The sequence below is a fragment of the Paraburkholderia fynbosensis genome (genome assembly GCF_902859935.1).
GTDB classification, from domain to species: domain Bacteria; phylum Pseudomonadota; class Gammaproteobacteria; order Burkholderiales; family Burkholderiaceae; genus Paraburkholderia; species Paraburkholderia fynbosensis.
On the sequence record NZ_CADIKI010000004.1, the window covers coordinates 161346 to 187610 of the forward strand.

A 26265-nucleotide genomic window follows, 5' to 3' on the forward strand; every position below is an offset into this window, starting at 1 on the left:
CGCCTTACTCGCCATAGCCGCTAGCCGGGGGAGTCGATCATGCAAGCAAAGAACGAAGAAGCCGTTACGCACCTGCTAAACGATGTCGCCGAATTTGCGCGTGGACGGCTGCCTGAGCCGACCTTCAATGTCGTCGAGCCCTTTCTGCGGCACTACTACGATTTCGTCGACGCCGACGATCTGCAAAGCCGCTCGATCGCCGATCTGTACGGTGCGGCGCTCGCGCACTGGCAAACCGCGCAGCGCTTCGTGCCAGGCGCCGAACGGTTGCGTGTCTATAACCCGATTCTCGAACAGCACGGCTGGCACTCGGATCACACTGTGATCGAGATCGTCAACGACGACATGCCGTTTCTCGTCGATTCCGTGTCGATGGCAGTGAACCGGCAGGGGCTCGCGCTGCATTCGGTCGTGCATCCGGTGTTTCGCATCTGGCGCGGCCCCGACGGCGGCATCGCACGAGTCAGCCAGGGCGCGGAAGAAGCCACCGATACGCGCTCGCATCTCACCTCGTTCATTCACTTCGAAGTGGACCGTTGCGGCGATGCCGCGAAACTCGACGCGCTGCGCGACGATATCGCCGGCGTGCTGCGCGACGTGCGCGCGGCCGTCGAGGACTGGCCGAACATCGTCGAACTCGCGCGCGTGACGATCAAGGGCATGAAGGCAGGCGAGGCGGGACCCGAAGGTGTCGAAGCGCGCGCGTTTCTCGAATGGATGATTGCAGATCATTTCACCTTCCTCGGCCAGCGCGACTACGAACTGGTGCAGATGGACAACGGCTACGGCCTGCGCGCCGTGCCGGGCTCCGGTCTCGGCATTCTGCGCGACGCGATGCGGCCCGCCGGCGCTGCCGAAGTCACCGCGTTGCCGGCGGCGGCGGCCGAGATCATCGCCAGTTCGTTGCCGATCTTTCTGACCAAGGCCAATTCGCGGGCCACCGTGCATCGGCCCGGCTATCTCGACTACGTGGGCATCAAGCTGACCGGCGCGGACGGCAAGGTGACCGGCGAGCGGCGCTTCATTGGCCTTTACACGTCCACCGCTTATTTCGTATCGGCTGCCGAGATTCCGATCGTGCGGCGCAAATGCGCGAATATCGTGAGACGCGCCGGTTTTCTGCCAAAAGGTCATCTGGCGAAATCGCTGGTGACGGTGCTCGAAACCTATCCGCGCGACGAACTGTTTCAGGCCGACGAAGACCAGCTCTACGAGATCGCGCTCGGCGTGCTGCGTTTGCAGGAGCATCAGCGCACGCGCCTGTTCGTGCGGCGCGACCGCTTCGATCGGTTCGTGTCGTGTCTCGTGTTCGTACCGCGCGACAAGTACAACACAGACCTGCGGCAACGCATCGCGAATCTGCTGGCCGCCGCGTTCAATGGCGAGAGCGTCGAATTCACGCCACTGCTGTCGGAGTCGACACTCGCGCGGATTCACTTCGTCGTGCATGCGAAACCGGGCGGCATGCCCGATGTCGACACGCGCGAACTGGAGGCGCGGCTCGTGCAGGTCGCGCGCCGCTGGCAGGACGATCTCGCGGATGCATTGCTCGACGCGTACGGCGAAGAGCAGGGCAACCGTCTGCTGCAACACTATGCGGGCTCGTTTCCGGCTGGCTATCGCGATGACTACCCGGCGCGCACGGCAGTGCGAGATATCGAACTGATCGAACGCGTGCAGGGCAGCGAGCGGCTCGCGATGAACCTGTATCGCCCGATCGAAGCTGGCCCTCGCGCATTCCGCTTCAAGGTGTATCGCGCGGGGCAGCCGATCGCGCTGTCGCGCAGCTTGCCGATGCTCGAACATCTGGGCGTGCGGGTCGATGAAGAGCGGCCTTATCTGATCGAGGCGGCGGGCGCCACGCCCGCGTGGATTCACGACTTCGGCCTCGAACTCGCCGACGATGCGGAGTTCGATATCGAACGCGTGAAAGATCTGTTCGAAGAGGCGTTCGAGCGCGTGTGGACCGGCGCGATCGAAAGCGACGACTTCAATCGTCTCGTGCTGCGCGCGCAGTTGAATGCGCGCGAGGTGACGATTCTGCGCGCATATGCGAAGTACCTGCGCCAGGTCGGCTCGACGTTCAGCGACGCGTATATCGAGCGTGCGGTGACCGGCAATCCGGCCATTGCGCGGATGCTGGTCGAACTGTTCATCGCGCGCTTCAATCCGGTGTTTGGCGACACGCGCGAGGCGCGCGTCGACGGCTGGCTGCGCACGATCGACAGCGCGCTCGACCAGGTGCCCAATCTCGACGAGGACCGCATACTGCGCCAGTTTCTCGGCGTCATCAGGGCCACGAGGCGCACGAACTACTATCGCTTTGACGCCGATGGACGCCCCAAACCCTATCTGTCCTTCAAATTCGATCCCGCGCAAGTGCCCGGTTTGCCCGAACCTAAACCGATGTTCGAGATCTGGGTGTATTCGCCGCGAGTGGAAGGCGTGCACCTGCGCGGCGGCCGCGTGGCGCGCGGTGGTTTGCGCTGGTCGGATCGGCGCGAGGACTTCCGCACGGAAGTGCTCGGCCTGATGAAGGCGCAGATGGTCAAGAACGTGGTGATCGTGCCGGTCGGCTCGAAGGGCGGCTTCGTCGTGAAGAATCCGCCGCCGCAGAGCGAGCGCGATGCGTGGATGCGTGAGGGCGTCGCGTGTTATCAGACTTTTTTGTGCGGCCTGCTCGATCTGACCGACAACCTCGCGGGCACCGACGTGGTGCCGCCACCCGACGTGGTGCGCCACGATCCGGACGATCCGTATCTGGTCGTCGCCGCCGACAAGGGCACGGCCACATTCTCCGACTACGCGAACGCGATCTCGCAGGAGTACGGCTTCTGGCTCGACGACGCGTTTGCGTCGGGCGGCTCGGTCGGCTACGACCACAAGAAAATGGCGATCACCGCGCGCGGCGCATGGGAGTCGGTCAAGAGACACTTCCGCGAAATGGGAGTGGATACGCAGACGATGGACTTTACGGTGGTGGGTGTCGGCGATATGTCGGGCGACGTGTTCGGCAACGGCATGCTGTTGTCGCCGCATATCAAACTGGTGGCCGCGTTCGATCACCGGCATATCTTTCTCGACCCGAATCCCGATCCGGCGGCGAGCCTCGCCGAACGCGGGCGGCTCTTCATGCTCGACCGTTCGAGTTGGGCCGATTACGACCCATCGCTGATCTCCGCGGGTGGTGGCGTGTTTGCGCGCAGCGCCAAGACTATCCCGGTGTCGCCGGCGGTGCAGTCGGTGCTCGGCATCAGCGCGTCGGCGCTCGCGCCCGCCGAACTGATGCGCGCGATTTTGCAGGCGCCGGTCGATCTGCTTTATAACGGCGGCATCGGCACCTATGTGAAGGCGAGCCGCGAAACCCATCTGCAAGTAGGCGATCGCGCGAATGACGCGATCCGGGTGAACGGCGCCGATCTGCACTGCAAGGTGGTGGCCGAAGGCGGCAATCTCGGTCTGACGCAACTCGGGCGCATCGAATTCGCGCAGCGCGGCGGCCGCCTCAATACTGATGCAATCGATAATTCCGCTGGCGTGGACTGCTCGGACCATGAGGTCAACATCAAGATTCTGCTGGGACTCGTGGTGGCCGATGGCGAGATGACCGAGAAACAGCGCAATGCACTGCTCGCCGAAATGACCGACGAAGTCGGCCTGCTCGTCTTGCAGGACAACTACTATCAGACCCAGGCGTTGTCGATCGCGGGGCGCTACGGTGTCGAACTGCTCGATGCCGAAGCGCGGCTGATGCGCTACCTCGAACGCGCGGGGCGCCTGAATCGTGTGATCGAATTCCTGCCGACCGATGACGAAGTCGCCGAACGGGCCGCCGCGAAACAGGGACTCACCACGCCCGAGCGCGCGGTACTGCTCGCGTACAGCAAGATGTGGCTATACGACGCGCTGCTCGATTCGTCGATGCCGGAAGATCCGCTCGTCAGCGACATGCTCGTCGAATACTTCCCGAAACCACTGCGCCAGCGCTTCAGCGTGCCGATGCAGCGTCACCCGTTGCGCCGTGAAATTCTCGCGACGCATCTGACCAACGCATTGGTCAACCGGGTCGGCTGCGAGTTCGTGCATCGGCTGATGGAAGAGACCGATGCGCAGCCCGGCGACATCGTGCGCGCGTGCATCATGGCGCGCGACGTGTTCGATCTCGACGACGTTTGGCGCAGCATCGACGCGCTCGACAATCGCGTCGCCGACGACGTGCAGGCGCGCATGTTCGTCGAAGTCGCGCGGCTCGTCGAACGTTCGGCGCTGTGGTTTCTGCGGCATCTGCAATCCGGTGCGGTCGGCGATGACGACATGGCCGGCCTGCTCGCACGTTGCCGCGACGCGGCGCAGCGGCTCGCGCCGCAATGGCCGGCGCTGTTGCCGCCCGCCGATCTCGAAGCGCTGTCCGAACGCCAGCGCGTGCTAGTCGATGCGGGCGTGGACAGCGAACTGGCGGTGCGGATCGCGAGCGGCGAAATCTCGGCGGCGTTGCTCGACATTGCCGAAGTGGCGTCGACATGCGGACGCAGTCTCGAACTGGTGGCGGGGGTGTATTTCGAACTCGGCACGCTGCTGAACTACGGTTGGATCAGCGAGCGCGCGGCTGCCCTGCCCGCGCCCTCGCACTGGGACATGCTTGCGCGCGCGACCGCGCTGGCCGAACTCGCACGGCTCAAACGCGCGCTGACCACGAGCGCGCTGGCCGGCGCGGACGACGCGTCGACGCCGGATGCGCTGGTGCGCGCATGGCGTGACAAGCGTGCCGCTCAGCTCGAACGCTATACGCGCCTGCTGACCGATCTGCGCGCGACAGGCGGGGCGAGTCTGTCGATGCTGCTGGTGATTGTGCGTGAAATGGCGGCGCTGGAGCGGGCCTAGGGGGCCGCGCGGCGCGCAGGCGGCGGGGACGCCGTCGAGTATGAGCAGAGGAGTGTGGTGCAAACAACGCCGGAGTTGGACGCATGCCCGCCCGGCGTGTCCATAATACGGATTCTTGCTAACCGAAAGCACTCTGCAAACTCACGGCCCCCATCCCGACGATGAAAGAAGAATCGCCGAAAGCCATTTTCTACGCGCTCGCCGCCAACCTCGGCATTGCCATCTGCAAGTTCGCCGCGGCGTCGTTCACGGGCTCCGGTTCGATGTTCGCCGAAGCCATTCACTCGACCGCCGATTGCGGCAATCAACTGTTACTGCTGTTCGGGCTGCGCCAGGCGCGCAGACCCGCGAGCCCGCTGCATCCGATGGGCCGTGGACGCGAAATCAACTTCTATTCCCTGCTCGTCGCGTTGCTGCTGTTCTTTGTTGGCGGCGCGTTTTCCGTGTATGAAGGCGTGCATCGACTGTTCGCGCGCGAGCCGTTGCAGTTCGCGTATGTCGCGTTGGCGGTGCTTGGGGTGTCGGTGGTGCTCGAGGCGCTGTCGTTGTGGGGCGCGCTCAAGGAGATCCGCAAGAGGCATCCCGACAAGGGCATGTGGCGCTGGTTTCGCGAGACGCGCGAATCCGAACTGCTGGTCGTCGCGGGCGAGGATATCGCCGCTCTCGCCGGTCTCGCGATTGCGTTCGTTGCCGTGCTGCTCACGATGGTGACCGGCAATCCCGTTTGGGACGCGTTGGGCTCCATCGGCGTCGGCTTGCTGCTGATGATGATCGCGTGGCTGGTGGCGCGCGAAGTGAAGTCGATGATCGTCGGCGAATCGGCGAGCCCGGAAGTGCGCGGCGCGATCGAAGCGCATCTGCGCGCGCGCGCCGAGATTCGCGGCATCGTCAATATGATTACGCTGCAATGGGGACGTCACGTGGTGGTGGCGGTGCAGGCGGAAATGATCGATTACGCGAGCGGGCGGGCGATGGTCGATGCGATCAACGTGATCGAGGAGGATTTGCAGGCGACGTTTCCGCAGGTGCGCTGGGTGTTTTTCGAACCGGAAGTGGCGCGCAGCGGGGCGGCTTCTGCATGAAACGAAGCCGGCGGATTCCATGGTGGTTTCCGGCCGGCTCGGGTGCTTGAACATACAGCAGCACGGCTTATTTGAAACCGGTCACCGCGTGCGGAACATCATTGTCAATGAACTGCTTGTCAGAACTGCGCAGTTAACTGGAAGCCGAGCGTGACGCTCGGTGCAGGAAAACCGGACGGCGCATAGATCGGCGTACCGGCGAATACGTCGTAGCTGTATGCACCGAGGCGTGTCGGGACCGAACCCTTCACGCCGATAGCGGTGCCCGCGAGTTGCGTACCGGCGAGATAGGCGGCCGACGGCCCCCACAGGTGGCCGTAATCGAGGCCCGCGTAGAGAACCTGCCCCGTCTGCCCGAGCGGATACTGGAGTTCGTTGCGCCAGTAGAAACCCTTTTCCGCCGCGAGCATCGTCTGCCCGCTAAAACCGCGCACCGTGTAGCGGCTACCGATGGTCAGATCGTCGATATAGTTCAGCTCGTCGTTGGTGAACTGTCCGTGTACCGTACCGACATAACGAAGGGGCTGACCGGCTATCACGAACGGGACCGAGAGGTTTGCGTCGAGCGTCGCCATCTTGAAGCGGTAGGTCGGGCCACCCGGCGTATCGGGCATCGCCCCGAGTCCACCGATACCCTGGCGGTAGGCGAGCGTACCGTCGAACTGCGCGGCGCCGAAGTAATGACGATTAGTGAGACCCGCCTCGATAAACGTATTGTCCCGGTATTGCTGCGGTATTTCGGTATCCTCGATAAAGCTCGCGCCGAACCGCTTGATAAGCTGGAACTCGACGCCCGTCACATCGTTCTGGCTACGGTGGAGAACCCGCTCCAGTTTTAGGCCAGCCGTCTGCGCGTTGCCGCTCGATACGAACGTCTGGTTGACCCCGGCAACCTGCTGGTAGTACGTATTCGTATAGCCGTAGAGCGTGCCGGTCCAGTAGCCCCACGGCACGGCATACGAGGCGTTCCAGCCGTGCATACCGAGGTCGTGATTGCCGAACTGGAGATCCTGGTTGAAGCCCCCCGACAGTACGTCATTCAGGCCGAGGAGGTTGTACAGGCCGAGAGTCACATTGCCGATATAACGACCCGTCTCTTCCGTGCCCGAGTTGTCTGCCGAGACGACGAGCGACCACGGCTTTGAGCGCTTGACGGTCACGACGACGTCGCTCTCGCCGGGCGACGTACCAGGAACAATCTGCATGGTCGCGTCCTGGTTCGGTACGCGCTTCATCTGTTCGAGACCCTGCTCAAGGTCGCGCAACTGAAGCGTGTCGCCGTCCTGCGAGGGAAACGCGGATTTCAGCGTTCCGCGCGTATTGGCATCGGCAAACTTCAGATTGCGGATAACGCCCGGTATGAGGGCGAACCTGAGCGTCCCTTTTGAAAGATCCTGCGCCGGCAGGAGGACGCGCGTCGTAATGTAGCCATGGCTCAGGATGACGCCTTGCAGGCCCTTGGTCAGCAGGTCGAGGCCCTGTTTGCCGAGGCATTGCCCCTCGTAGTGCCGTAGCCAGTCATGCAGGAACGCGAACGGGTCCATCGGGAGTGAGGACGCGCCCTTTGCGCGGTCGGCCTCGGGCAATGTATCCGGCACCTCTACCGCGAACGAGTCGAGTCGGAAACACGGCGTTTCAACGGGCAGCACCGGCCATTCTCCGGCTACGGGCGCAGCCGAACGGACAACCGGCGCGGCGACTGTCGCCGCGCGCTGCTGCGCGTCGCGTCGCTGCTCGACTTGCTGTTGCTGTTTGGCGTTCGTACGGACTGCTGCGTCGGGCGGGGTCTGCTGCGAGTGCGCGAGAGATACCAAGGCTTGAGCGGCAGAGCCGCCAGCCTCTTTCTGATTTTCATGGGTGAACATGTAGTCGTAGGAGGGAGCGACTGACAAGTCACTCCTATGTTTTCTGGTAAGCCTGTTAAATTGAATCGCCTTCGCTTTCCATTCCGCGCAAATCCCTGAGCTCCCAAAACAACGGTAAGTCGCACGAAAACAGTAAGAGAAGATAAAAAGGGAACAGCAAAGCTAAACCATCGGGGTTACCCGAAAAGACTGCGAGGTACACAGCCAACCCGATATAGATGGTTGAAAACACCACAGCGACGATAGCGAATCTTATCCATATCTGTCCACCATTTGACTGCGGCTCTCCTGCCGCAGTTCTGCACCCCTTGTACAACTCGAAAAGAAAGACAAAGGAGAACCCAATAGCCACGAACGCAACCTTGCCGGCGATAGCCTTCCAGTTGTTTTTCCCGAAACAGACATACCGTAACGAGAACAACAGCTATGTAAAAAACTTCTCCTAGAAGCTCCCGAAATCGCACGCCTAAACGCTTCGAGCATTAATTTTCGCCCTCATCCGTCTTGTTACTTTTCCTGATCTGACGAAGTTCCCGCAGCATCGCATAGGTAACCAACACAAAAAGCGAGGCATACATCGGTATTCCGGCTAACGCAGGGCGCCAACCGACACCCCGTAGCTCTGATATTGCAACAACAACAGCAATGACGGCAAAGATGGAAATGTATGCCTTTACGTAACGGGTAATGAACCTACGTCTCGCCTGGGCTTCCATAATCATTTGTGTGATTGAGAATTCTGAATAGCTTGCTGAATTGGTCCAGCAGCACCCTGCATAATCTGATTGACAGCATTTCCAATTGGCGACGGTAGCACTGCTTTTGCCCATGACCCAGCGCCCGTCGTCGCGGTGGCTACCCCTGCGGACAGATCAGGATTATTGCCGGTCATGCCCGCGCTGCCGAATGCCGCGACGCCGTTTACAGGCGCGTTGTAGCCATTAGCGACGATCTTTCCGGCCGGTCCCATTGTGGCGATTGCTTTGTCTCCTATCGCAAATGGGGCACTCAGACCACCAACTATCCCGGCAATGTACGAGTTTGTAAAGTTCGGCGCATCCGGGCTCGCCCCTGTCTTGTAATTAACGTAGCTTCCTGCATAGTCGTATCCACCAGCAAGCACTGCAGCGGTCACGGCCTCCGGTCCGAGCGTCACTACAGCGACAGCAGGCACCCCGTACATGGCACCCGTCTGCATGTTGTTCGATGCGATGGTGGCGTTCGCCCCATCCGCATTGACCGCAGCCATGGCCAGCGAAGGATCGCAGGCCGACAGACCATTACACACCTTCGAGAGGGCGTTCTTTTTCGGATCTAGCATCTGGTTGTACAGCTCTACGGACGAACCCGTTGCCGCGCCCGCTGTGCCACCAACAAGCGCACCGCCCACACCCGCCGCCACGTTCGCGGCCAAGTTACCAAGCAGGTCCGAGCCTGTTTCCGAAGCTACACCCTTCGAAAGGCTGCTCAACTGGTCCGCCATTTTCGAGGCAAGACCTGCGCCCGCAGCGCCGCCCGCCGCTGTGAAGACACTGCCGCCGCCAAGTCCACCAATTAGCGCACCGCCAGCCGCTTGCAATAGGGCGCGACTATCGCCACCTTCGGTCCAGACGCTTGCACCCGACGCGCCCGCCGTTGTCGAAACCGGTTTTCCCCCGATGCCTCAACCACCTGCACACCGCTTTTTCCTGACGCCGATCTCAGCCCGCAACTTTTTGCCCCGACGCGGTTTTTCACCTTAAGACGCAAGTTTGCCAGTAACCGGCGTTCGGCCTTTGTTAAAGACTGTCACGCCCGCTGACATCATCGACCCGCCGGGTTTGACGGCGCGCGCAGCGCGACGGCAAACCCGGCGCAACAGCAAACCCGGCGCAACAGGGCCGTGGCGTTCCACTGATCCACAACCGCGCAAACCTTCGTTACGCGGTAACGGCGCTTCGCCGGCCTCCGCGTACTCCGTCAAGGCCGCGCGCAAGCGCGCCAAAGGGCACGGCAGGCGTACCGCCTTTCCCTGGATGCAGATCACCGATGACATGCTCGAACATGCTGGCTTTCTGCCAGAGAACCAGGTTCTCTTCAGATTCGACTACCGGCTCGGACACATCACCATCACCCCGGACTACGATTACAGGGTTGCCGGCAGATACATGACTGAACCCGAGGCGGAGGCCATGCTGCAACGACGCGCAAACAGAACTGAACAACATCCATAAACAGCAAACCCGGCCGCGGCCGGGTTTGCTGTCATCAGCGAGTAGCTTTATCCAAATTCATGAGCCGATGGGCAACAGTTCTGGTATGCAGTTCATCTCCATCAAGACCAATATGCTCGACCTCAATCCACCTTAGATAAGAGTACAGTTCGTCGACTGTCTTTTCCTCTCGAAGCATACGACTGATACCCTGGACATATGAGTTATATTCATCGTCCGCTTCAGGTGAAGCACCCACACCAATTGGATCCCACTCCTTGAGCAAGACTTTTTTTACTTCCAGATCCAGGCCAATAAACGCCCTCTTCATTTTCAAGGTGCTCCAGGAATAACTGTGACGACGAGTCCGGTTTTAGAATTCGTGACAACCCGAACGTTGTTCACCGGATCATAGTATCCCGTTGTTCCAGGACGTGTAGAGTAGTTGACGCCATTCTCAATAGTGTTTTTCACCACTGAAGGTCCTGCGAGTTGAGTGTTCGTATTAACCGGCGAATTGTTGAGAATCGCGCCGCCAGACGATACGTCAAACTGTGAACATGTGTTAAGTGATACGCCAGCGCCCGACGGCTTTTTAACGTTAACTTGAGGCAGGCCATTTGCCGTACTGATGACGTTCGGCGCGTGCGCGCCGGACGGCACGATCTGCGCGTCGGCGAGAACGGGAGCCAGTCCGAAGATTGCCAGTGCGGCGAACGCTACGTGACGCATGGCGAAAAGCGTAATCGGTCGACGCGAGGACGATGGCCCGGTTTCTCCATGACTCGTGCCATGCCCGATTGCGGTTTCTGCGACCGCGACGAGCATTCCCCGGAGCTTGCTGAATACAAGCCGGTAACAGCGGTTATTCATTGCTTGTGCCGGTGATGCTGAACGAAGCCCCCCGCGCAACGCGAGGCGTTTTCCAATCGTTTTAGGACGACGCAAGGCCATGACGGCAGATCAGGCGCCGCTTTTAGATTCGCTTTGAGCGTGCAGTTGACGAGAATATGAGTCTGATTTCGAAATCACCATCAGATAAAACTGAATTTATGTTGATTTGACAATGCCTGATAATTTCGGTCGCTCTGCTTAACGCGCGCTGGATTATTTTCCGACCCATTAATGTCAAGAGTCGTCGGTATTGGAGATAAATCGGGATAGGGTGGCAGCGGGGCCACGTCCGCCGAAGCGGCGAAGAAGATCGAAGATCGCGGTAATGTGGTCCGTGCGTCTGGCTCCCGTGGATTCGCAAAGAACGCGTGTGTGCCGGCTGCGCGTCGCTACCCGCGAGCGGCGATATATCCGCCTCCGCCTCCGCTGCCGCCGCCAGCCTGTACCAGGCGTCGTGATAGCGTTCCCCGCGATAGGTTGCGAGCTGCCAGGCGTGTAGCGTCAGCAATTCTCGTGAGCCCATGCACCATGCCATGCCCGCTGCTTACATTTGCCGTACAGGACATCGTTCATCACGGAGTGGCAAATAATTTCGTCGCGCCTATACTTCTTTCGACTTGAAAGCAGCACTCTCTCCCAACCTGCATTACAAGCATAAAAGGAAGAACATGATGCTGACTCGCTCACTCGGCGCGTTCTGCGCTGTTGCTCTTGCGGCTTGCGCCGCCTTTTCGTCCGGACCGGCTAGCGCGGACGACAACGAAGGTTTCTCTCACGGTGATGGCGGCTCGCATGGGCGACCCGTCAAGGTGATGATCATTTCGATGTTCGGCCCCGAAGGCCAGGTGTGGCTCGATCGGCTCGGCCCATGGCGCGACATCGCGGTGGATGGTTTGTCACCCGATTACCCGGCGGTTCATTGCAACAAGCAGGACATCTGCGTGATGACCACCGGCATGGGGCACACCAACGCGGCGGCGTCGATCATGGCATTGACCTTTTCGCCGCGTTTCGATTTGCGGCACACGTACTTCATGGTCGCCGGCATTGCCGGGATCGATCCGCAGCAGGGCACGGTGGGCTCGGCCGCGTGGGCGAAGTATCTGGTCGACTTCGGCATTCAGTGGGAGATCGACGGCCGCGAGATTCCGCCTGGGTGGAACACGGGTTATCTGGGAATCAACACGACGAGTCCTTCGGACAAGCCGCCGCTCGACTATCGCACCGAAGTATTCCAGTTGAACACCCAACTTGCCGATACGGCATTTGCGTTGTCGCACACCGTCGTGTTGTCCGATAACGCGCAGGCTCAGGCCGCACGCGCGAAATATTCCTATGCGCCGGCCAATCGTCCGCCGTCGGTCATTCAATGCGATACGCTGGCTGGCGACACCTGGTGGTCCGGTACGCAACTCGGCCAGCGCGCCCGCGACTGGACGAAGATTCTGACGGATGGCAAAGGCGTCTATTGCACGACGCAGCAGGAGGACAATGCCACCTACGAAGCGCTCAAGCGTGCGGCCTCGGTGCATAAGGTCGATCTGAATCGCGTCGCGGTATTGCGCGCGGGTTCCGATTTCGACCGCCCCTACGATGGCCAGACGAGCGCGGACAACCTGCTCAACTATGCGGCGCAAGGCGGCTTCACGATCGCTATCGAGAACCTGTTCCGCTCAGGCAATCCATTGGTGCAGGACATCGTCACGCATTGGGGCGAGTGGCGCGAAGGCGTGCCGAAACGATAACGGCGGATCACTTCGATAGAACTGAATAGCAATGCGCCCGCGGAGCAATACCGCGGGCGCACGTACAACGCTTACCGCTAAAATCAAACGGCCAGTCACGCTCACTGTTGCGGCGCGCGATACGGCGTCCACACTGGCGTGTCGGTATCCCAGTTGTCCAGTTCGGATGGTGTCATGATGTGCTCCTTTTTGAAGAGTGCCTGGATGACGCCGCAATGATGACTTCTTTTGGAAGCCGAACCATCGCGGTGCCTTTGTCTTTCTTACTGACCCTTGGCGACGCGTGTGACGTCGCCGCTCGTGCCTTCCTGCAGTGCGATGCGTGCGGCCTGCGTCTGTCCGATCAAGCCTTTGTTCGGATAGCTGGTGCGATTTAGCGCGGGTAGCGAACCGTCACGATAAGCGGCCACCAGTTCCGCTTTCACTTCGGCGCGCGTTTTCGCGCTCGTGCTCGGCGTCGGTTGCGTTTCATAAGTGCCGGCGCGACCGATGCCACCACCGCCGTTGCTTTGTGCGAATACGGATGTGCTGGCAAGCAGAGAAAGAGCGAGACCTGCGAGAAGATTGCGTTTCATGATTCACTCCTGATTCGTTTGCAGCACGAGGAGTACTGCGGCAGGGTGAAATGTAGACTTTGGGCGAGCGCGGATAAATCGCGCTTTCGCGAAATGAATTGTCGCGATTTCGGAACAATCGAATTAAAGCCTTGATGGAATAAAAAAACCGCGGCATTAGAGCCGCGGTTGAAATTCAGTGTTCCAGATTTCGTACTTCGATTTCAGCGCATCACGCGACCCATTCGGTAATCACCGGCGTATCGAGCATCGGCGCGGACTCGCGTTCTTCGAAAGTGCGCTTCGTGCAGGTTGCGTCGAGACTGCCGCGTCCGCTCAGCAACGGGCAACGGTCGAACAGCTCCGCGATCCAGTCTACGAAAACACGGACTTTAGGCGACAGATGACGACTGTGCGGATAGACTGCGGAAATCGGCATCGGCAAAGGCTTCAGCTCCGGCAACACTTCCACCAGCTGACCCGAGCGCAGATGCGGCAGCACCATGAAGAGCGCAGGCTGAATCAGGCCGAAACCTTCGAGTCCGCACGTCACGTAGGCGTCCGCGTCGTTCACCGACACGATGCTTTTCATCTTCACTTCGACTTCTTTGCCCTCGACCATGAAGGCCCAATCGATCGTGCGCCCCGTGCGGCTCGAAAAGTAATTGACTGCTTTGTGATTCTCCAGGTCTTCGAGCGAAGAGGGCATGCCTGCACGCGCGATGTAGTCGGGGGCCGCGCAGGTCACGCCCTCGAACAGGCCGATGCGCCGCGCCACCAGCGAGGAATCCTGTAGCGCGCCCACGCGCACCACACAATCCACGCCTTCCTGCAACAGATCGACCGGCCGGTCCGACAGGCCCAGTTGCAAGTCGATGTCCGGATAGCGCGTGTGGAATTCACATAGCGAAGGAATCACCAGCAGGCGCCCGATCGAGCCCGGCATGTCGATGCGCAGTTTGCCGTGCGGCTTTTTATTGCCGCTCTGAAAACTGGCTTCGGTCTCTTCGACGTCCGCGAGGATACGCACGCAGCGTTCGTAGTACGCCGCGCCGTCCGGCGTGAGCGACAGACGCCGCGTGGTCCGATGCATCAGACGCGTGCCGAGGAACGCTTCGAGGTTCTGAATAATCGTGGTGACGGATGCGCGCGGCAAGTCGAGCGTTTCCGCTGCGCGGGTAAAGCTGTTGGTGTCGACGACTCGCGTGAACACTTGCATGGCCTGAAGCCGGTCCATTGCAAACCTCCAGAAGGGGCGGGCGCACCGGGCGGAAATCGAATCCGCAGAGCAATCGCACTCGATTGTTCAGGGGCGCCGAATTGTGTTGCCGGATTATAGGCATTTATTTACGACTCTGCTGAACCCACAATTCGCACCATTGAAAGTTCTATGCGCATTGCGCAGCCCGACATGGATGCATTTAAACCGCCGTACTCTTTCGCGCCCGCCGCCAACGGCGCGGTAGCCGCAGACAGCACGGCACTCGACATCACCGACGTACAGATCGAGGGACACGTACAGGACATCACACTGCGTTTGTACCGGCAGGCGAAGAAAACCGCATTGCCAGTGCTGCTTTATTTCCACGGCGGCGGCTTTACGAAGGGCTCGATCGAGCAGGCCGATTTCGCCGCGCGTTATTTCGCAGAACACTTACCGGCGCTGGTCGTGTCGGTGGGTTATTCGCTCGCGCCGCAGTTTCCGTTTCCGGCTGCGCCAGAAGACGCGCACCGCGCGGCGCTGTGGGTGCAGACGCGGGCGCGGGCGTTCGGCGGCAATAGCAGAAAGGTCGGCGTAGCGGGCCACGACGCGGGCGGCCAGTTGGCCAACTGCCTCGCGTTCATCGCGCGCGATCGCGGCGACGTCCAGATTGCGGCGCAGGCGCTGTTCGGGCCGATGCTCGATCCGAGCCTCACGCGTCTGGGCGACGAACAGCGTTTGGGCTCCGACATCACGGCAAAGGAGTGCGCGGCGTGTTATCGCGCGTATCTGCCGCAAGCGTCGCAGCGTATGCACCCGTATGCGGCGCCGCTCGAATCGGCGCGGCTCGCGGGCTTGCCGGCCACGCTGATCGCGACCGCGCAGAACGACGTGCTGCACGTGGAAGCGGAGAAGTACGCAAGCAGTCTGATCGACGCGGGTGTGCTGACCCAGGTGGTCCGCTATCCGAGCGTATCGCACGCCGCACTGGCCGATCATCCGCCCGCTTTGCAGGAAGCGGTGCGCTTTTTTCAGTGGCGCTTCGATGCGCGCGCCCATCGATAAACAGAATTTCAATCAACGATACCGGGAGCTTCACATGACTATCCTTCCTCTTTCTCGCCGCCGCGTGGCGATTGCCGCGCTAGTCGTCATCGCTGTCGCCGGGCTCGGCACGTTCGGCGCGATCCGTGTCGATGCGAGTTCGCCCGCCGCGCCGACCATCGTGCCGGAAGTCGATGTCGCCACCGTGGTGCAGAAAACGATCACCGACTGGCAGAGCTATTCGGGCCGTCTCGAAGCGGTCGAAAAAGTGGACGTCCGTTCGCAGGTGCCGGGCACGATCGTCTCGGTCAACTTCAAGGATGGCGCGCTCGTAAAGAAGGGCGACACGCTGTTTGTGATCGATCCGCGCCCGTATGCCGCCGAAGTGGATCGCGCCGAGGCGCAGCTGGCGGCCGCGCAGGCGCGCACGGGCTACACGCAAAGCGACTGGGAGCGCGCGCAACGCCTGATCGCCGACAACGCGATCGCAAGGCGCGACTACGACGAGAAGCAGAACGCCGCGCGCGAGGCGAGCGCGAACCTGAAGGCCGCGCAAGCCGCGCTCGAAACGGCGCGCATCAACCTCGGCTATACGAAGATCGTGGCGCCGGTGGCGGGGCGCGTGTCACGCGCGGAAATCACGGTGGGCAACGTGGTGTCGGCCGGCGCAAGCTCGGCGCCGTTGACCACCCTGGTGTCGGTGTCGCCGATCTACGCATCGTTCGACGCGGACGAACAAACCTATCTGCAATACCTGAGCCGCGCGAAAGACGGCAGCAAGGTGCCGGTGGAACTGGGTCTTGCGGATGAAAGCGGCTACTCGCGCAGCGGCACGATCGAATCGGTCGACAACCGGCTCGACACGTCGTCGGGCACGATCCGGGTGCGTGCGCGTTTCGATAACCAGGATGGTGCATTGATTCCCGGTTTGTACGCACGCGTGAAGGTGGGCGGCAGCGAGCCGCACCCGGCACTGCTGATCGACGATGCCGCTGTCGGCACCGATCAGGACAAGAAGTTCGTGCTGGTGGTCGATCAGGGCAATCACGTGGTGTACCGCGAAGTCGCGGTGGGCGGCATGCAGGGCAATCTGCGCGTCGTCAAGGACGGGCTGAAGGCCAGCGACCGCATCGTCGTCAACGGCATTCAACGCATACGTCCTGGCGACACGGTGCGCGCGCACATGGTGCCGATGACGACCGACCAGGATCCGAACAGCGCGCCGCTCGCGCAAACGCGTGCGAAAGCGGACAAGAATTCGTGAGCCCCGTGCGCCGCGGCACGCTAGCGCGGCGCATGCTCCAACGTTAAGAGCTTCCCATGAACATATCCAAATTCTTCATTGATCGACCGATCTTTGCCGGGGTGCTATCGGTATTGATCCTGCTGGGGGGCATCATTTCGCTCTTCAAGCTGCCCATTTCGGAGTATCCGGAAGTGGTGCCGCCGTCGGTGGTGGTGCACGCGCAGTATCCGGGCGCGAATCCGAAGGTGATCGCCGAGGCGGTGGCTTCGCCGCTCGAAGAGCAGATCAACGGCGTCGAGAACATGCTGTACATGCAGTCGCAGGCGAATAGCGACGGCAATTTGACGCTCACGGTGACCTTCAAACTCGGCACCAATCCGGACCTCGCGACGCAACTGGTGCAGAACCGCGTCAACCAGGCGCTGCCGCGCCTGCCGGAAGACGTGCAACGGCTCGGCGTGACGACCATCAAGAGTTCGCCGACGCTGACGATGGTGGTTCACCTGATCTCGCCGAACAATCGCTACGACATGACGTATCTGCGCAATTACGCGCTGCTGAACGTCAAGGATCGGCTCGCGCGGATTCAGGGCGTCGGCGAAGTGCAGTTGTGGGGTTCGGGCGATTACGCGATGCGCGTGTGGCTCGATCCGCAGAAAGTCGCGCAACGTGGCTTGACGGCAACCGAAGTGGTCAACGCGATTCGTGAGCAGAACATCCAGGTGGCGGCCGGTGTGATCGGCGCATCGCCTTCGGTGCCGGGCACGCAATTGCAGTTGTCGGTGAATGCGCGGGGCCGCTTGAAGACCGTGGGCGAATTCGGCGACATCATCGTGAAGACCGCACCGGATGGCGGCGTGACGTATCTGCGCGATATCGCGCGTGTCGAACTCGCGGCGTCGGAATACGGTCTGCGTTCGCTACTCGACAACAAGCCGGCGGTGGCGCTCGCCATCAACCAGGCGCCGGGTGCGAACTCGCTCGCGATTTCCGAGGAGGTTCGCGCGGCGATGAAAGAACTCGCCGAAGACATGCCTGCGGGCGTCGAATACCGGATCGTCTACGACCCGACGCAGTTCGTGCGCTCGAGTATCGAGGCTGTGGTGCATACGCTGCTCGAAGCGATCGCGCTGGTGGTGATCGTTGTGATCGTGTTCCTGCAGACGTGGCGCGCGTCGATCATTCCGTTGATCGCGGTGCCGGTGTCGATCGTGGGGACGTTCTCGCTGCTGCTCGCATTCGGCTTCTCGATCAATGCGTTGTCATTGTTCGGCATGGTGCTCGCCATCGGGATCGTGGTGGACGATGCGATCGTGGTGGTGGAGAACGTCGAGCGCAACATCGAGAACGGGTTGAGTGCGCGTGATGCGACGTATAAGGCGATGCGCGAGGTGAGCGGGCCGATCATCGCGATTGCGTTGACGCTGGTCGCCGTGTTCGTGCCGCTCGCCTTCATGACGGGCCTCACGGGTCAGTTCTACAAGCAGTTCGCGATGACCATCGCAATCTCGACGGTGATCTCGGCGTTCAATTCGCTGACCCTGTCGCCGGCATTGTCCGCGCTGCTGTTGCGCAGCCATGGCGAGAAGGAAGACTTCCTGACGCGCGCGATGAACCGTGTGCTGGGCGGCTTCTTCAAGCGCTTCAACAAGGTCTTTCATCGCGGCTCCGAAGCGTATGGCCGAGGCGTGAAGGGCGTGCTTCGCCGCAAGGGTGCGATGCTCGCGGTATATGCGATTCTGCTGGGCGCGACGGTTCTTATCTCGCGTGTCGTGCCGGGCGGTTTCGTGCCGGCGCAGGACAAGGAGTATCTGATCGCGTTCGCGCAGTTGCCGAACGGTGCGTCGCTCGATCGCACGGAGAAAGTGATTCGCGATATGAGCGCGATCGCGCTGAAGCAGCCTGGCGTGGAAAGCGCGGTGGCGTTCCCCGGTTTGTCGGTGAATGGCTTTACCAATAGTTCGAGCGCGGGCATCGTGTTCGTGACGCTCAAGCCGTTCAAGGAGCGTGGCGACAAGAAGCTCTCCGCCGGTGCGATTGCCGGTGCGCTGAACCAGCAGTACGCCGCGATCAAGGATTCGTTCGTTGCTGTGTTTCCGCCGCCGCCGGTGCTCGGTCTCGGCACGCTCGGCGGCTTCAAGATGCAACTGGAGGATCACGGCGCGCTCGGTTACGCGGAGCTGAACAAGGCGGCGGAAGCGTTCGTGAAGCGTGCGGCGCAAACGCCTGAACTCGGACCGACCTTCTCCAGCTATCAGATCAACGTGCCGCAACTGAACGTCGACCTGGATCGCGTGAAGGCCAAGCAACTCGGCGTGCCGGTCACGGACGTGTTCAACACGATGCAGATCTATCTGGGCTCACTGTACGTGAACGACTTCAACCGCTTCGGCCGCGTGTATCAGGTGCGGGTGCAGGCGGATGCGCCGTTCCGTCAACGCGCCGACGACATCCTGCAGTTGAAGACGCGAAATGCGGCTGGCGACATGGTGCCGTTGTCGTCGCTGGTGACGGTGACGCCGACCTATGGTCCGGAAATGGTGGTGCGTTACAACGGCTACACGGCGGCCGACATCAACGGCGGACCCGCGCCTGGCTTCTCGTCGGGGCAGGCGCAAGCCGCAGCCGAGCGCGTGGCGGCCGAAGTGTTGCCGCGCGGCGTGAAGCTCGAATGGACTGACCTCACGTATCAGCAGATTCTTGCCGGCAATGCAGGTATGTGGGTGTTCCCGATCAGCGTGCTGCTCGTGTTCCTCGTGCTCGCGGCGCTGTATGAAAGTTTGACGTTGCCGCTCGCGGTGATCCTGATCGTGCCGATGAGCGTGCTGTCCGCGCTGACCGGTGTATGGCTCACGGGCGGGGACAACAACATCTTCACGCAGATCGGTTTGATGGTGCTGGTGGGGTTGTCGGCGAAGAACGCGATTCTGATCGTCGAGTTTGCTCGCGAACTCGAACATGACGGACACACGCCGCTGTCGGCGGCGATCGAGGCGAGCCGCCTGCGTCTGCGGCCAATTTTGATGACCTCGATCGCGTTCATCATGGGTGTGGTGCCGCTGGTGCTGTCGAGCGGGGCCGGTTCCGAGATGCGTCATGCGATGGGTATCGCAGTGTTCTTCGGCATGCTCGGCGTCACGCTGTTCGGTCTGATGCTGACCCCTGTGTTCTATGTGGTGTTGCGTACGTTGGCAGGCGGGACGATTCACGTCGCGCAGAAGGACTCGCCGCACTATGGCGCGCCGGTGACGGACGCATGAGGAGAAAACAATAATGAAACGTTTTGAATCTGGACCGCGCTCGCGCTTTGACATGTTGGGCGGTTGGGGCCGGGCGGCGGTCAGCGGTTTGCTGGTTGCGCTGCTCGCCGCCTGCTCGGTGGAACCGACGTATAAGCGGCCCGACGTGGAGACGCCGGTCGCGTTCAAGGAAGCGCCCGCTGCGGCATCGGCTACCTCCGCTGCGTCCGCGCCTTCCGCGCCGGACGTCGGCACATGGAAGCAGGCTCAGCCCGCCGACGACGCGCATCGCGGCGAATGGTGGACGATTTTCGGCGACCCGCAATTGAATGCGCTCGAAGAACAGGCGGCTGCCGCAAATCAGGATCTGAAGGCAGCGGCGGCGCGCGTCCAGCAGGCGCGCGCGGTGACGCGGGCGGCGAAGTCGGACTGGTTCCCGAAGCTCGACGCGGGCTTTGGTCCGACGCGTGAGCGTGCATCGGCGGCCTCGCAATTCCAGCCGGATAGCGCGGGCGGCACGACGGGCACGATCTGGCGCGCGCAGGTGGGCGCGTCGTACGAAGCGGATCTGTTCGGACGGGTCGGCTCGAACGTGAATGCGTCGCGTGCGGACGAGCAGCAGAGCGAAGCGCTGTTCCGTTCGGTGCAACTATCGTTGCAGGCCGATGTCGCGCAGAACTACTTCCAGTTGCGCGAGCTCGATAAGGATCAGGAGCTGTACCGCCGTACCGTCGCGTTGCGTGAAGACACGCTGAAGCTGGTCGAACGCCGTTTCAAGGAAGGCGATATCGGCGAGCTGGATGTTTCGCGCTCGCGCAACGAACTCGCGAGCGCGCGTGCCGATGCGGTCGGCGTCGCGCGTCAGCGTGCGGCGTCCGAGCACAGCCTCGCGATTCTGCTCGGCAAGCCGCCGGCGGACTTTTCGTTCGCGGAAGCGCCGCTCGCACCGGTGACGGTGCGTGTGCCGGCCGGGTTGCCTTCGGCGTTGCTCGAACGGCGGCCGGATATTTCGGCGGCGGAACGGGCGATGCAGGCGGCGAATGCGCGCGTGGGCCTGGCGAAGTCCGCGTTCTTCCCGAAGCTCGATATCACCGGCGCGGCTGGCTTTGAATCGGCGACGCTCGGCGATCTGTTCATGTGGTCGAGCCGCGCATTTATTCTCGGTCCGCTGGCGGGTACTGCATTGACGCTGCCGCTGTTCGACGGTGGCCGTCGCAAGGCGAATCTCGCGCAAGCGCGCTCGAAGTATGACGAGGACGTCGCCCAGTATCGTCAGCAGGTGCTGGTGGCGTTCCGGGAGGTCGAGGACAACCTTGCCGATCTGCGTCTGCTCGACGATCAGATGCGTGAGCAGAACGACGCGGTGCAGGCCTCGCAACGGGCGGCGCATTTGTCGCGCACACAGTACACGGAGGGCGCGGTCAGTTATCTGGATGTGATCGACGGCGAGCGGCAGGTGCTGATTTCGCAGTTGCAGGCGAGCCATTTGTCGGGCACGCAGGCGGTGGCGACGGTGAATCTGATTCGCGCGCTGGGCGGTGGTTGGGGAGCGGTGAACGCGCAGGATACAGCGGTTGGGGCGGTTGCGCCGGCTGCGGGTTCTGATGCGCCGTCGCCTGTGGCTTCACCTTCGGCTTCGGCCTCGGCTTTGCCGCAGCAGGTGGCGAAGCGCTAACCAGTTGACTCTTCAGCACCGCAGCGTAGCAAACGCCGGGTCGCGCAACAGCGCGCCCCGGCGTTTTTTCATGTAAATCGTTTTTATCGATTTCCTTTCGAAAATCCGTTCGTAGACCACCCGATTGCCGCCCTCTATGATGAGTCGCACCTCATCAGGAGAGAGGCGATGACCTGTCCGATCTTCCGCTGTCCGCGCTGATGCACTCGCGCGTTTGAACGCCGCCGCGCGGCGGTCAAGCCATACGTTGCATCTTTGCGCTGGCCGATGTTTGTCGGCCTGTCTGAGCGCGTCTCTACGCAAGCCGTTGGACCGGCCCGTCCGGAGATAACACCACGTCCCCAATTTGTGAGTTCACCATGCGCATGCCTCTGTCCGCCGTGCGGCGTTTTTTCCGCGTTTCGTACACGTCGATTCTCGCGCTGACCAGCGCATTCACTTTCGCTTGCGCGCTGGCGCTGCCGGCCTCGCTAGCCTTCGCCGCCGATGCTTCCACGCTCAAAATCGGCACCTCCACGAGCCCGCAGATCGAGGCCCTCAAGATTGCCGTGCGAGAGGCGAAGGAGCAGGGGCTCGACGTGAAGCTCATCGAGTTCACCGACTGGAACACGCCGAACGCGGCGCTCGCGAACAAGGACATCGACGTCAACTACTTCCAGCACATTCCGTTTCTCGAAAACGCGAAAAAGCAGGGTGGCTACAACTTTGTCGCGATCGCGCCGGGCACGATCATGAAGATCGGTCTGTACTCGAAGAAGATCAAACGGTTCGACGAATTGAAGGACGGCGCGACGGTGGCGATTGCCAACGATCCGGTGAACGGTGGACGCGGCTTGTTGCTGCTGCAACGCGCCGGGCTAATCAAGCTGAAGCCGGGTATCGACTATCGCGCGACGACGCTCGACATCGTCGAGAATCCGAAGCGCCTGAAGATCGTCCAGCTCGAAGCGTCGCAACTCGCGCGTTCGCTCGACGACGTCGATCTCGCGCAAGGCTACCCGAGCTTCATCAAGCTCGCGGGCACCACCGACCCGAATAGCGCATTGCTGTTCGATGGCCTCGAAAACAGGAACTACGCGATCCAGTGGGTCGTGCGCCCGGAAAGCGCGAACGATCCGCGCATCCGCAAGTTCATCTCGATCTACCAGCATTCGCCGGCCGTGCGCGCCGCGCTCGACAAAGCGTTCGGCAATCTCTATGCAGTCGCTTGGTAAGCGTTGCGCGCAGCGGTAGCTGAAAACGACAGGAGCCGTACGATGGCGAAGAAAAAGATTCTGCTGAACGCGTTCAATATGAATGCCGTCGGCCATATCAATCATGGTTTGTGGACTCATCCGCGCGATCGTTCGGCGCATTACACAGACCTCGACTACTGGACGAGCCTCGCGCAAACGCTCGAGCGCGGCAAATTCGACGGGATCTTTCTCGCGGATATCGTCGGCGTGTACGACGTTTATCAGGGCGGACCCGACACGCCGTTGCGCGAGTCGGTGCAGATTCCGATCAACGATCCATCGCTGATCGTGCCGGCGATGGCGCACGTGACGAAACATATCGGCTTCGGCGTCACGTCGAATCTCACGTACGAGCCGCCGTATCTGTTCGCGCGGCGCATGTCGACGCTCGATCATCTGACCAACGGGCGTGTGGGCTGGAACATCGTCACCGGCTATCTGGATAGCGCAGCGCGCGGCATGGGCCTTGCGCAGCAGCTTAGTCACGACGACCGTTACGACCGCGCCGACGACTACATGGACGTGGTCTACAAGCTCTGGGAGCAGAGCTGGGAAGACGATGCGGTGGTGCGCGATCGCGCGGCGCGCATCTTCTCGCATCCGGACAAGGTACACCGTGTGAAGCACGACGGCCCGTACTATTCGATCGACGCGATTCATCTGAGCGAGCCGTCGCCGCAGCGTACGCCGGTGCTGTACCAGGCGGGCTCGTCGAGCCGGGGCGTGGAATTCGCGGCACGTCACGCCGAATGCGTGTTCGTCAGCGGACAGAACAAACAGTTGACGCGCTCGATTGTCGACGACATCCGCTCGCGCGCGGTGAGTTTCGGACGCGCGCCAGACGACATCAAGATCTTTGCGGGCATTACCGTTGTAGTTGGCGAAACAGAACGCGCGGCGCAGGAAAAATTCGCGGACTACCGGCGTTATGCGAGTGCCGAAGGCGGCATCGCGCATTTCTCGAGTTCGACCGGTATCGACTTTTCGCGGTGCGAGCTCGATGAGCCGATCTCCTATGTGAAGACCGAGTCGATGCAATCGGCCATTGAAGCGATTTCGAAGAAAAGTGTGAGCGGCGTGTGGACCAAGCGCAAGGTGCTCGAACAGATGACGCTAGGTGGCCGCGCGAAGCCGGTGGTCGGCTCGCCGCAACAGATCGCTGACGAACTGGTGTCGTGGATCGACGAAGCCGGTGTCGATGGTTTCAATCTGACGCGCACGGTGATGCCCGAATCGTTCGAAGACTTCGTGAATCTGGTGGTGCCGGAGTTGCAGAATCGCGGCGTCTACAAGGAGGATTACGATCCGGCGCCGACGCTGCGCGAGAAGTTGTTCGGCGGCGGCCGTGCGCGGCTGCCTGCGGTGCACGCCGGTGCGCAGCATCGGCGGCAAGCACAGGCTGCAGTGAAAGCCGCTGTGCAAGCGTGACAGGAGCGAAGCAATGGCGGATCTTTTCGACGTGGTGCAATTCATTGAAGACGCGCCGTCCCTCGTGATGAAGCCGGGGCCGGCCAACGGCGCGGCGACGCAAGCCGCCGTGGTGTTCGACGACGTGGGCAAGGTGTTCGCCGGCGCGCGCGGCGAGCCGACGACGGCGCTCGCGAATGTCTCGATGCAGGTGACACGCGGTGAGGTGTTCGGCATGATCGGCCGCAGCGGCGCGGGCAAGTCGACGCTGCTGCGGCTTGTCAATGGTCTGGAAAAGCCGAGTGCCGGCGCGGTGCGTGTGAACGGCGTGAGCGTGGGCGAACTCGACGAGCGCGGGTTGGTGACGTTGCGCCGGCGCATCGGCATGGTGTTTCAGCATTTCAATCTGCTCTCGGCGAAAACCGTGCGGGAGAACATCGCGTTGCCGCTGAAAATTGCCGGTGTGCCGAAAGCGGCGATCGATAAAAAGGTCGATGCGCTGCTCGAACTGGTGGGTTTGTCCGCCAAGCGTGACGCTTATCCTGCGAGCCTGTCCGGCGGTCAGAAACAGCGGGTCGGCATTGCCCGCGCGCTGGTCACCGACCCGGACATTCTGCTCTGCGACGAAGCCACGTCCGCACTCGACCCTGAAACCACTCAGGCCATTCTCGCGTTGCTGCGCGACATCAATCGGCGGCTGAATCTGACCATCGTTCTGATCACGCATGAGATGGAAGTGATTCGCGAGGTGTGCGATACCGTCGCGGTGATCGAGCGTGGTGAAGTCGTCGAACACGGTCCGGTGTGGCGCGTATTCGGCGATCCGCAGCATGACGCAACGCGTGCGCTGCTTCGTACGCTGGTGCACGACTTGCCCACGGACCTGGCCGAGCGCGTCAGGCCCGTGCGCAATCTCGCGCAAGACGACGCGCGGATTCTGCTGGACGTGCGCTTCACCGGCGCCGATGCGCACGAGCCGGATCTCGGCGCGCTAGCGGCGGCATTGAGCTTCGATGGCGGGCAAGTGAATTTCGTGCACGGCGGGATCGACCGGATTCAGGGGCATGCGCAAGGGCGTCTGGTGATATCGGCGCAAGTGCGAGCCGATGCCGACAGACCCGCGCAAATACAGGTCGCCGCGCTGCTCGAACGGGCGCGCCGCTACGCCAACCATGTCGAGGTCCTCGGCTATGTCTGATCTCTGGCTCTCCGAACTCGCCGGTGCGATTCGCGACACCATCGTCATGGTCGGCGTGTCCGCGGTCATTGCCGCGCTGGCGGGCATTCCGCTCGCGTTGGTGCTGGTCGGCACGACGCGCGGCGGCATCTGCGAAAAGCGCGCGGTCAATAGTGTGCTCGGTGCGCTCGTCAACGCGTTCCGCTCCACACCGTTCATCATTCTGCTGGTGGCGCTGTTGCCGCTCACACGTGTTCTGATCGGCACGACGATCGGCGTATGGGCGGCGATCGTGCCGCTCAGCATCGCGGCGATTCCGTTCTTTGCCCGCATCGCCGAAGTGAGTCTGCGTGAGGTGGACCGTGGGTTGATCGAAGCCGCTCAGGCGATGGGCGCGCAACGCCGGCACATCGTCTGGCACGTGCTGCTGCCCGAGGCGTTGCCGGGCATTCTCGGCGGCTTCACGATTACCGTAGTGGCGATGATCGGCTCTTCGGCGATGGCGGGCGCGGTCGGCGCGGGCGGCCTCGGCGATCTCGCGATCCGTTACGGCTATCAGCGTTTCGACACGACCGTGATGGTCACGGTGATCGTGCTGCTGATTGTGATCGTGACAGCGGTGCAATTCGTCGGCGACCGTTTCGTGCGGCGGCTCGCGCAACGAACATAACAGTCGCAGTCCGTAATATTATTCGCCGATAGGCGCGTGCATGCCGTCTATCGTGTGCCGGCATCACTGCCTGTCATGCTAGCTGACGCAGCAGGGCCGACGCGATAACCACTCGTGTGGCCGTCGAGCAGAATCAAACCGTGTGAGACGCGAGCGTT

The 26265-nt window shown here is 61.7% G+C and carries 18 protein-coding genes; 12 read left to right on the forward strand and 6 right to left on the reverse strand.

The features are described from left to right. The first annotated feature begins 39 nt into the window (after positions 1–39). Positions 40–4881 (forward strand): NAD-glutamate dehydrogenase, encoded by a 4842-nt coding sequence (locus HV770_RS08470; protein ID WP_175158978.1) that lies wholly within the window; start codon positions 40–42, stop codon positions 4879–4881. A 161-nt stretch (positions 4882–5042) separates the two neighbouring features. Then, positions 5043–5963 (forward strand): cation diffusion facilitator family transporter, encoded by a 921-nt coding sequence (locus HV770_RS08475; RefSeq protein ID WP_175158979.1) that lies wholly within the window; start codon positions 5043–5045, stop codon positions 5961–5963. A gap of 119 nt (positions 5964–6082) precedes the next feature. Here the strand turns inward: HV770_RS08475 and HV770_RS08480 are convergent, their stop codons facing one another. Next, on the reverse strand, positions 6083–7828 hold the full coding sequence (locus HV770_RS08480; RefSeq protein ID WP_175159182.1) for a ShlB/FhaC/HecB family hemolysin secretion/activation protein: 1746 nt from the start codon (positions 7826–7828) through the stop codon (positions 6083–6085). A 718-nt stretch (positions 7829–8546) separates the two neighbouring features. Further along, positions 8547–9299 carry a hypothetical protein gene (locus HV770_RS08485; protein WP_175158980.1) on the reverse strand — a complete coding sequence of 251 codons (753 nt, stop codon included), beginning with the start codon at positions 9297–9299 and terminating at the stop codon, positions 8547–8549. Between the two features lie 304 nt (positions 9300–9603). Between HV770_RS08485 and HV770_RS08490 the strand changes: the two genes are divergently transcribed. Next, complete coding sequence (locus tag HV770_RS08490; protein WP_175158981.1) at positions 9604–10041, forward strand: hypothetical protein; 438 nt, start codon at positions 9604–9606, stop codon at positions 10039–10041. Between the two features lie 34 nt (positions 10042–10075). Here the strand turns inward: HV770_RS08490 and HV770_RS08495 are convergent, their stop codons facing one another. After that, positions 10076–10351 carry a hypothetical protein gene (locus tag HV770_RS08495; protein WP_175158982.1) on the reverse strand — a complete coding sequence of 92 codons (276 nt, stop codon included), beginning with the start codon at positions 10349–10351 and terminating at the stop codon, positions 10076–10078. A 2-nt stretch (positions 10352–10353) separates the two neighbouring features. Beyond that, positions 10354–10974 (reverse strand): ESPR-type extended signal peptide-containing protein, encoded by a 621-nt coding sequence (locus HV770_RS39370; RefSeq protein WP_281366202.1) that lies wholly within the window; start codon positions 10972–10974, stop codon positions 10354–10356. A 611-nt stretch (positions 10975–11585) separates the two neighbouring features. Between HV770_RS39370 and HV770_RS08505 the strand changes: the two genes are divergently transcribed. Then, the gene (locus HV770_RS08505; protein ID WP_175159184.1) at positions 11586–12659 is read left to right on the forward strand and encodes a purine-nucleoside phosphorylase; all 1074 of its coding nucleotides are present in this window, start codon (positions 11586–11588) and stop codon (positions 12657–12659) included. Between the two features lie 263 nt (positions 12660–12922). Here HV770_RS08505 and HV770_RS08510 read toward each other — a convergent pair whose 3' ends face one another. Both HV770_RS08510 and HV770_RS08515 read right to left on the reverse strand, forming a co-directional pair. After that, positions 12923–13234 carry a DUF4148 domain-containing protein gene (locus HV770_RS08510; protein WP_175158983.1) on the reverse strand — a complete coding sequence of 104 codons (312 nt, stop codon included), beginning with the start codon at positions 13232–13234 and terminating at the stop codon, positions 12923–12925. Positions 13235–13445: 211 nt separating this feature from the next. Beyond that, positions 13446–14450 carry a LysR family transcriptional regulator gene (locus tag HV770_RS08515; protein ID WP_121323379.1) on the reverse strand — a complete coding sequence of 335 codons (1005 nt, stop codon included), beginning with the start codon at positions 14448–14450 and terminating at the stop codon, positions 13446–13448. A gap of 174 nt (positions 14451–14624) precedes the next feature. On the opposite strand from HV770_RS08515, the gene HV770_RS08520 reads away from it, so the two are divergent. From HV770_RS08520 to HV770_RS08555, 8 genes are all read left to right on the forward strand, one after another. Then, a complete protein-coding gene (locus HV770_RS08520; RefSeq protein WP_175158984.1) occupies positions 14625–15479 on the forward strand; it encodes an alpha/beta hydrolase in 855 nt (284 codons plus the stop codon). 34 nt (positions 15480–15513) lie between these two features. Next, positions 15514–16722 (forward strand): efflux RND transporter periplasmic adaptor subunit, encoded by a 1209-nt coding sequence (locus HV770_RS08525; RefSeq protein WP_175158985.1) that lies wholly within the window; start codon positions 15514–15516, stop codon positions 16720–16722. 56 nt (positions 16723–16778) lie between these two features. Further along, positions 16779–19964 (forward strand): efflux RND transporter permease subunit, encoded by a 3186-nt coding sequence (locus tag HV770_RS08530; protein ID WP_175158986.1) that lies wholly within the window; start codon positions 16779–16781, stop codon positions 19962–19964. A gap of 13 nt (positions 19965–19977) precedes the next feature. Then, complete coding sequence (locus HV770_RS08535; protein WP_175158987.1) at positions 19978–21618, forward strand: efflux transporter outer membrane subunit; 1641 nt, start codon at positions 19978–19980, stop codon at positions 21616–21618. Positions 21619–21977: 359 nt separating this feature from the next. Further along, entirely contained in the window at positions 21978–22832 is an 855-nt protein-coding gene (locus HV770_RS08540) for a MetQ/NlpA family ABC transporter substrate-binding protein (protein WP_175158988.1), read from the forward strand. A gap of 42 nt (positions 22833–22874) precedes the next feature. Continuing rightward, positions 22875–24281 (forward strand): LLM class flavin-dependent oxidoreductase, encoded by a 1407-nt coding sequence (locus tag HV770_RS08545; RefSeq protein WP_175158989.1) that lies wholly within the window; start codon positions 22875–22877, stop codon positions 24279–24281. Between the two features lie 13 nt (positions 24282–24294). Next, the gene (locus HV770_RS08550) at positions 24295–25458 is read left to right on the forward strand and encodes a methionine ABC transporter ATP-binding protein (RefSeq protein ID WP_175158990.1); all 1164 of its coding nucleotides are present in this window, start codon (positions 24295–24297) and stop codon (positions 25456–25458) included. Further along, the gene (locus HV770_RS08555) at positions 25451–26107 is read left to right on the forward strand and encodes a methionine ABC transporter permease (RefSeq protein WP_175158991.1); all 657 of its coding nucleotides are present in this window, start codon (positions 25451–25453) and stop codon (positions 26105–26107) included. Before HV770_RS08550 ends, HV770_RS08555 begins: the two co-directional genes overlap by 8 nt. The last annotated feature ends 158 nt before the right edge of the window (positions 26108–26265 follow it).